The following is a 7,599-nucleotide window of genomic DNA, read 5'->3' as shown; positions in this document are numbered from 1 at the left end:
AAAGCATGCCGCCAGCGTTCAATCTGAGCCAGGATCAAACTCTTCAGTTCAATCTCTGTTTGTTGGCATTGCTGCCATCCGTATTGCTACGGAGTCGCTCACTCAAAATACTGACCGTTACTCATTTCTGAGCAACGTATTTCTTTTTTGTGAACATTTGATAATTTAAGTATGCAGCTAACCTAAGCCAGCCGGCACCTTCATCAAACGCCCACACTTATCGACTGTTGATTGTTAAAGATCGGTGTCTTGCACCTTGCTGTATCCGACGAAGCGTTGTGTTCGTCAGCAGCAGAGAAGTGAGATTATGCAGTGTTTCGCGTTTCTCGTCAACTCCCTCTTTTCCTTCGCTTCGCTGCTTTGGAAGCTGCGCCGGCGTCGGAGGAACGAGACTATAGCAAACGCACGTGTGCTGCGCAAGCAGCTGAAATAGCGATTTCAGCCACGCTTAAGCTTTGCCGGCCGCTCAGTCCCAGCGCGGCAATGGGCGCACGGCGCCCTCCGGCAGAGCGCCCTGGCGGATCGCCTGCCGAACCGCTGCGCGAGGTCATCGATGGGTGCGATGCAAGATAGTGGGCAAGGACCGGTGCATCGCGTTTGCCATGCCGCAGCGATTCAAAGAATTCGGTCGCGCCGCCGACATGCCCGTACCGGCATTGCAGGATCTCCAGTGCTTGCCGGTCGGCGCTCGCCTCGCGGCCGCGCGAGTAACCGGATTCGCCAAGGTGCTCGGCCGGGGCCAGTACGCTCGCAGTCCCCGAGCCGTCTCCGGTCAGCAGTGCCGCGGCGGCAATCAGGACGACTTTTCGCCCGATGGCGCGCAGGTGGTCGCGATGCGCCAGATGGGACAACTCATGGGCGAGCACGAAAGCCATGCCGTTTTCCGACCGCAGGTGTCCAAGCAGGCCAGAATAGACGATCACGGTACCGCCGGGAACGACGACGGCATTGGCTTGTTTCGACTGGGTCATCCGGACGAGCACCGGCGTACGCAGACCGGCACATTGGCGCATCTGGTCCACCAGCGACTGCGCCCACGCTTCGCGCTCCTTCATCGCCGCCTCGGCCTTCGGCGCCGGGGGCGCGACCAGCGCGCTCAGCTTCGCCTCGGTTTCCGGACTCAGGCGGTCGACGACCCGGTCCACCACCAAGCCCAGTGCCCACAGGGCGAGCAACACCGCCAACGACAGGCCGACCAGGATCAGCACGAAATCCTTGAGCGGGTGCTCGTGCGAGATGTTGTCGTTATGTGCGGGCAGCGATGTCCGGTACTTCATGCGGTGGCGGTGCCTGCCTTGTCTGCCTTGTAATAGATGGCGGTGCCGTAGGCCAGCACTTCGACGCTCGTCACCTGGTTGCGCTGGCTGCCCGCCAGCGGCATGGTTTCAAGACGCAGGTTGACGATCTCGTCCGCGCCGGGGCAGCTCTCCTTCAGGCGCAGCACCGCTTCGCGCTTGGCGCGGTCGAGCAGCGTTTCATATGACTTGACCGGCCCGCCCACCACGGTGCGCAGTGCCGCCGCGGCCTTCTTGAAATAGTCGATGGAAACGACCACGCTCCCCGTCACCAGTTCGCTACGCGCCACGTCGTCGCTACGCAGCACGGTTTTCAAGGAAGTGGCAGGCAGGTGCAACTGCTCTTTTTCCCTGGCGATGATCGAACGGTAATGCCGGGACTCGGCCGCGCGCCCGAAGACGTAGCCCAGCACCACCGGCACCGACCAGAAGGCCAGCAGGATAAGGTATTCCATTGCTTACTCGACGGTGACTGCGGTGCCGTACACGTAGATTTCCGCCGCACCGGCTGCCACTGACGAGGTGGAGAAGCGCACATTGACGATCGCATTCGCGCCCAGCTGCGCCGCCTGGGCTCGCATGCGCTCGGTCGCCTGCGCGCGCGACTCTTCGAGCAGTTCGGTATAACCGCGCAGCTCGCCGCCGACCATGTTCTTCAGGCCGGCCATGATGTCGCGCCCGACGTGCTTGGAGCGCACCGAGCTGCCGGAGACAACGCCGTGGCACACAGTGATGGACTTGCCGGGGATGGTTTCGATATTCGTGAGGAGCATGGCTGATCGCGCAAAAAGATAGTGTCCGATTGTAGACAGCAAACTTTATGCGAAGCAATGCTATTTGCATATCCCGGGCGGGACATGCATGGGCCGTGCAAGGAGATCTGCACGGCCCGCGTCTTGTGCCGGACCGGGCGCGCATGGCCCGGCCGCCGGCTTAGTCCTTCAGCATGAAGGACTTGTAGTTCGGATCGGCCTTGATCTTGTCCGGCGTGAACGGAAGGAGCGGCCACTGCTTGCGCGAGTACACCATGGTCTGGTCGGCATACCAGGGTGACTTCGGATCGACCGACTGGCCGTAGGTCAGCATTGCGTGGGCCACCGGACCGCGTGCGTCGAAGCTCACGGTCTGGATGTAGCTCTGCCCCCAGTCGACCCCAACATAGCCTTGCGCGGTCAGCCCGGTACGCATCGTCAGCGAACTGTAGGTACCGTCCTCGCTGCCGATTCCGCCGTGCAGGGCAATGCGGACACCGTTGCGCGGCTCGACCTGGTAGTCACCCAGGCGGGCGTCGAGCGGAATGCCGAGCGATTGCAGCTTCTCGGCTGCACCGCGCATGGCCGCCAGCATGGCCGGCATGGCTGCCGGCGCCACGCCGTGCGGCGTACGCACCGGATCGGCCGGATTGAACGGCGTGGCCCACTTGCCCGGAATGGCCATTGCCACGTTCCAGAATTCGCGGAACAGGACGGCGCCCCGGCTGTCGACGTCGGCGCGGCGGTCCCAGGCTGCCAGTGTCGTGCAGGCCTGACGGCTCAGCGCATCGCTCGCGCCGGCACAGGCGGCCAGCAATTCCGGCAGCACGAGTTCGGCCGCGTGCACACGGTTGGAGAAGGCCAGCGCCTGCATGTCGGCCAGATTCAGCCTGCCTTTCTGCTTCAACAGTTCCTCGAGCTGGAGGAAACCGATCCGGGTGCGCAGGCTCTGCTCGACATCGGTCTGTCCATACAGCGGCGAGTAGCCCAGCGGCGCCGGGCCATAGAGCAAGGACTTCGGATTGGTCAGCCAATAGCTGTCATTGGAATTGCCGACGTAATCCGTCCGCATCATCCACGGTGCATTCACCGGCGAATAAATGCCGCTCGGCGCGCCCCGGTCCTGGCCCCACCCGCAGCTGCTGCGCGAACCGTCGAACAGCAACGCCTCCTGCAGCAGCAGGCAGCCGTTGATGAACTTGTCGGTATTCATGTGCGGCACGACGCTGGCGTCCGCATACAGGGTGTTGCCGTCGCGGTCGGCCGCGATCGTATTCACCCAGGGCAGGCCCACCACCTTGTCGAGCGAATCCTTCAGCGCGCGCACGCTGTTCGCCGTACCGATACCCAGCCATTGCTCGAGCATGCGGGTATTGTTGCGATTCGGGTCGGCCAGCACGAAGGCGGCGTTCGCGTTCCAGGTCAGGCCGGCTTCGGGACGAACGATGACGGCGCCCTGGTGGCTGAAGTAGAAGGTCTTGCTGCGCTTGGCAGTCGACCCATCCGGCAGCAGCGCGTCGATGCTGACCGTCTTCGACGTCATCTTGCGGCGCTCTCCGTCATAGACATACGTCGTGCCGCTGGCGTCGCGGGTGTCCAGCGCCAGCCGGAAGGTCGTGAAATGGTAGGCCGTGGTGACGGTGTGGCTCCATGCCACGTCGCGATTGAAGCCGATGACGATCGCGGGAACGCCGCCGATGATCACGCCCATGGCATCGTAACGACCCGGCACCGTCAGGTGGGCCTGGTAGAAGCGGTCGGAGGTCGTCCAGGGGAAGTGCGGGTTACCAAAAAGCAAGCCGCGTCCGTTGGTGGACAGGTCCTTGCCCACCGCCAGCGCATTGCTGCCGAAACCCTGTTTGTTGAGGTGGTCGAGCTGGGCCAGCAGGGTACGCGTGTCGAGCTTGCGCGGCGCAGCCTTGACCAGGCTGACCGACGCCCCAGGTACGCGTCCGGCGGCGACGAAATCCCTGGCGAAGACCTGGGCGGAAGCATGCAGCGCCTTCTCTGCCACCACCAGCACCATATCGTCGAAGGTAATCGGCTTGACCCATGCGGCGTTGGCACAGGCGGCAGGCAGCTTGCCGGCAGCGTCTTTCAGGTAGCGGTTGTAGCCCTCGACATAGCCTTCGAGCAGCTGGCGTGGCTCCGCGGCGCCGGCGGCGTAATTGGCGCGCAGCTGGTCGAGGTCGAGATAGCCCTTGAAGAAGAAGTCGCTTTCTTCATTGTTCAGGTTCATGAAGCCGCTGCCGCCACCGTACTCGTCGCCGGTGCGCTGGCGTGGATACGCGTCGGCGCCGAAGAACCGCGAACGCTCGCCGCGCACCGTCAGCACGGAGTCGGCAAACATGCAGACGTTGTCCTGGGCATAGGCGTAGGCCAGGCCGTAGCCGACGCTGCGGAAATCCTTGCCGCGCACATGCGGCACGCCATGGGTCGTCCGGGCGACCTCGACCTGGATACGCGCAGACGCCTGGACCTGGCCGGCGGTGCGCGACATCGACGCCGTCGATTCGCCCTCGGGGTCACTGCTGCAGGCGCCCAACGCCAGCGCAATCGTTGTTGCAAATAGAAGCCGGTAAGAATGCTGCAATGCGCTGGTACGACCTTGCATGGGAACCTTTCTGCGTTCTGAGCGCGAATGGAAGAGCGTTAAAAGCGCATTACTTTAACTCTTCAACAACCCCCGCACGATATGCAACACTCATTAAATCGACGTCGCGCGACACCCCGACAACGCAGGCCCACCAGGGCTGCCTGTGCAAAATCCGGCTGGCGGATTGGCACAATGCCAGCGCTTTTCATGAGGCCAACGCTTAAAATGGCGGCTTTACCGATCCGGCGCCCGTCATGACCATCCTGTTATCCACCCTTAACGCCCGCTACACGCACGCTTCGCTCGGCCTGCGCTACCTGCTGGCGAACATGGGGCCGCTCCGGGAGCAGACCCGGATCCAGGAATTCGTGATCGGCGCCAAGACCGCCGACCTGGTCGAGCGCATCCTGGCGCACCAGCCGCGGCCGAGAATCGTCGGGTTCGGCGTCTACATCTGGAATGTCGAGGAAACGACGCGGCTGGTGGCGATGCTCAAGCGCGTCGCCCCGGACGTGACCGTGGTGCTGGGCGGGCCGGAAGTCTCCTACGAGACCGCCGAGCAGCAGATCGTGAAACTGGCCGACTACGTGGTGACCGGCTGGGGCGACGTCACCTTCCCCAAGCTGTGCGGCGAGATCCTGGCCGGCCCCAAGCCGCTGATGAAGGTGCATGCCGGCGTGCAGCCGCCGATGGCGGAGGTCGCCCTGCCCTATTCTTTATATGGCGACGAGGACATCGCCCACCGCACCCTGTACGTGGAAGCCTCGCGCGGCTGCCCGTTCAAGTGCGAATTCTGCCTGTCCTCGCTCGACAAGACCGCCTGGCCCTTCCCGCTCGACGCTTTTCTCGCCGAGATGGAGTCGCTGTATGCACGCGGCGCGCGCCTGTTCAAGTTCGTCGACCGCACCTTCAACCTGAACGTCAAGACCAGCCTGCGCATCATGCAGTTCTTCCTCGACAAGCTGGAGGCGCATCCCGACGATCCCGTGTATGCCCACTTCGAACTGGTCCCGGATCACCTGCCCGAAGCGCTGAAGGAGTCGATCGCCAGGTTCCCGCCGGGCGCGCTGCAGTTCGAGATTGGCATCCAGAGCTTCAATCCGGAGGTGCAGGCCCTGGTCAGCCGCCGCCAGGACAATGCCAAGGCGGCCGACAACATCCGCTGGCTGTGCGAGCACTCGCAGACCCACCTGCACGTGGACCTGATCGCCGGCCTGCCGGGCGAGGACGTCGCCAGCTTCGCCCGCGGATTTGACCAATTGGTCAAACTCGGCGCGCAGGAGATCCAGTTCGGCATCCTCAAGCGCCTGCGCGGCACGCCGATCATCCGCCACACCGAACCGTTCGGCATGGTGTACGACCCCTACCCGCCCTACACCGTGCTGGCCACGAACCTGATCGACTTCCCGACCATGCAGCGCCTGGTGCGCTTCGCCCGCTACTGGGACCTGGTCGCCAATTCCGGACGCTTCGCCAACACCGCGCGCGTCTTGCTGGGAGAGAAACCGTTCGACAACTTCATGGCCTTCTCGGACTGGATCTACACCAGAACCGACGCCACCCACCGCATCGCGCTCGAGAAGCTGGCGAAACTGGTGCAGGAGTGGCTGCAGTTGCGCGGCATGGCGCGCGATGCCGCGGCGGCACTGCTCGCCAGCGACTATGCCGGCAAGGTCGACGGCAAGGCCGATGCCCCGGCCGCGACGAAACCCGTCACCGCGGCCGCCCCTGCCCGCCAGGTGCGCCACCTGGCGGCCTGACACGGTTGAGGCCCATCGGTAGCAGCGATAACGATTCTCTTTTACACTGGCGCAATGCAGATTGAAAATGCGCCAATATTAACCATCCAGCACTCCGACACCACTGACGCGGGTCAGGCCGTGGTGGCGAGCGGCGTATGGCAGGTGCATACGCTGTCCCGGCGCGGCGTCCTCAAGGGCATCACCCGCACGCTGGCGGCGCTCAAGCACAAGGACACCTTGGCCTGGGACCTGTCGAACGTCGAGCGCCTGGACCACATCGGCGCCCAGATGTTCTGGAACGCGTGGGGCAAGAAGCGCCCGGCCCGCCTCACGCTCGACCCGCGCCAGGAAGAACTGTTCGGCCGCATCGAGAAGGCCAGCGCGATCCAGCTGGCGCGCCATCGCACCAGCCCGCTCAACTGGCTGATCGTCCTGGGCGCCGGGATCCTTTCCTTCTTCGAGCACATGAAGGGTTTCCTGATCCTGGTCGGGCAGCTGGTCCAGGACATCGGCCGCTTCATCCGCAACCCGCGCACCGGCCCGTGGCGCGAGATCTCGGCCAACATCTACCATTCCGGCTTCCAGGCGCTCGGCATCACCGCCATGGTCGGCTTCCTGATCGGGGTCGTGCTGTCCTTCCTGTCCGCCCAGCAGCTGCGCATGTTCGGCGGCGACATCTACCTCGTCAACATCCTGGGCATGAGCATCATCCGCGAGCTCGGTCCGCTGTTGGCGGCGATCCTGGTCGCCGGCCGCTCGGGTTCGTCGATCACCGCCCAGCTGGGCGTGATGCGGGTGACCGAGGAACTCGATGCCATGCGTGTCATGGGCATCTCGCACGGCTACCGCCTGATCATGCCGAAGGTGCTGGCGCTGGCGATCTCGATGCCGCTGCTGGTGGTGTGGACCGACGCGATGGCCCTGATCGGCGGCATGGTCTCGGCCAAGATCGAGCTGGGCCTGTCGTTCCGCTACTTCGTCCAGAAACTGCCCGACGCGGTGCCGGTGGTGAACTACACGATCGGCCTGCTCAAGGGCTGCGTCTTCGGCATGCTGATCGCGCTGGTCTCCTGCCATTTTGGCCTGCGCATCAAGCCGAACACCGAAAGCCTGGGACGCGGCACCACCACCGCCGTGGTCACGGCGATCACCGTGGTCATCCTGGCCGACGCCGTGTTCGCCATCGTGTTCAACGACGTGGGGTTCTGATGAGC

At 63.9% G+C, this 7,599-nt stretch carries 6 protein-coding genes; 2 read left to right on the top strand and 4 right to left on the bottom strand.

Translation table 11 applies throughout. The features are described 5' to 3' along the window. Positions 1-392: 392 nt before the first annotated feature. From ACFFJK_RS16855 to ACFFJK_RS16840, 4 genes are all read right to left on the bottom strand, one after another. Positions 393-1,277 carry a M48 family metallopeptidase gene (locus ACFFJK_RS16855; RefSeq protein ID WP_379680657.1) on the bottom strand — a complete coding sequence of 295 codons (885 nt, stop codon included), beginning with the start codon at positions 1,275-1,277 and terminating at the stop codon, positions 393-395. Continuing rightward, on the bottom strand, positions 1,274-1,750 hold the full coding sequence (locus ACFFJK_RS16850; RefSeq protein WP_379680656.1) for a YbjQ family protein: 477 nt from the start codon (positions 1,748-1,750) through the stop codon (positions 1,274-1,276). Before ACFFJK_RS16850 ends, ACFFJK_RS16855 begins: the two co-directional genes overlap by 4 nt. Before the next feature lie 3 nt (positions 1,751-1,753). Further along, positions 1,754-2,068 carry a YbjQ family protein gene (locus ACFFJK_RS16845; protein ID WP_379680655.1) on the bottom strand — a complete coding sequence of 105 codons (315 nt, stop codon included), beginning with the start codon at positions 2,066-2,068 and terminating at the stop codon, positions 1,754-1,756. 160 nt (positions 2,069-2,228) lie between these two features. Then, positions 2,229-4,547: a penicillin acylase family protein gene (locus ACFFJK_RS16840; protein WP_379680654.1), complete on the bottom strand. Its 2,319-nt coding sequence runs from the start codon at positions 4,545-4,547 to the stop codon at positions 2,229-2,231. A gap of 350 nt (positions 4,548-4,897) precedes the next feature. Here ACFFJK_RS16840 and ACFFJK_RS16835 point away from each other — a divergent pair, with 350 nt between their 5' ends. Then, the gene (locus ACFFJK_RS16835) at positions 4,898-6,403 is read left to right on the top strand and encodes a B12-binding domain-containing radical SAM protein (protein ID WP_379680653.1); all 1,506 of its coding nucleotides are present in this window, start codon (positions 4,898-4,900) and stop codon (positions 6,401-6,403) included. 54 nt (positions 6,404-6,457) lie between these two features. After that, entirely contained in the window at positions 6,458-7,594 is a 1,137-nt protein-coding gene (locus ACFFJK_RS16830) for an MlaE family ABC transporter permease (RefSeq protein WP_379680652.1), read from the top strand. Positions 7,595-7,599: the final 5 nt, after the last annotated feature.

Source organism: Massilia consociata (genome assembly GCF_042432755.1).
GTDB classification, from domain to species: Bacteria; Pseudomonadota; Gammaproteobacteria; order Burkholderiales; family Burkholderiaceae_D; genus Telluria; species Telluria consociata.
Note: the sequence above shows the minus strand (reverse complement) of the source record. Positions and strands in the feature narration are given on the sequence as shown.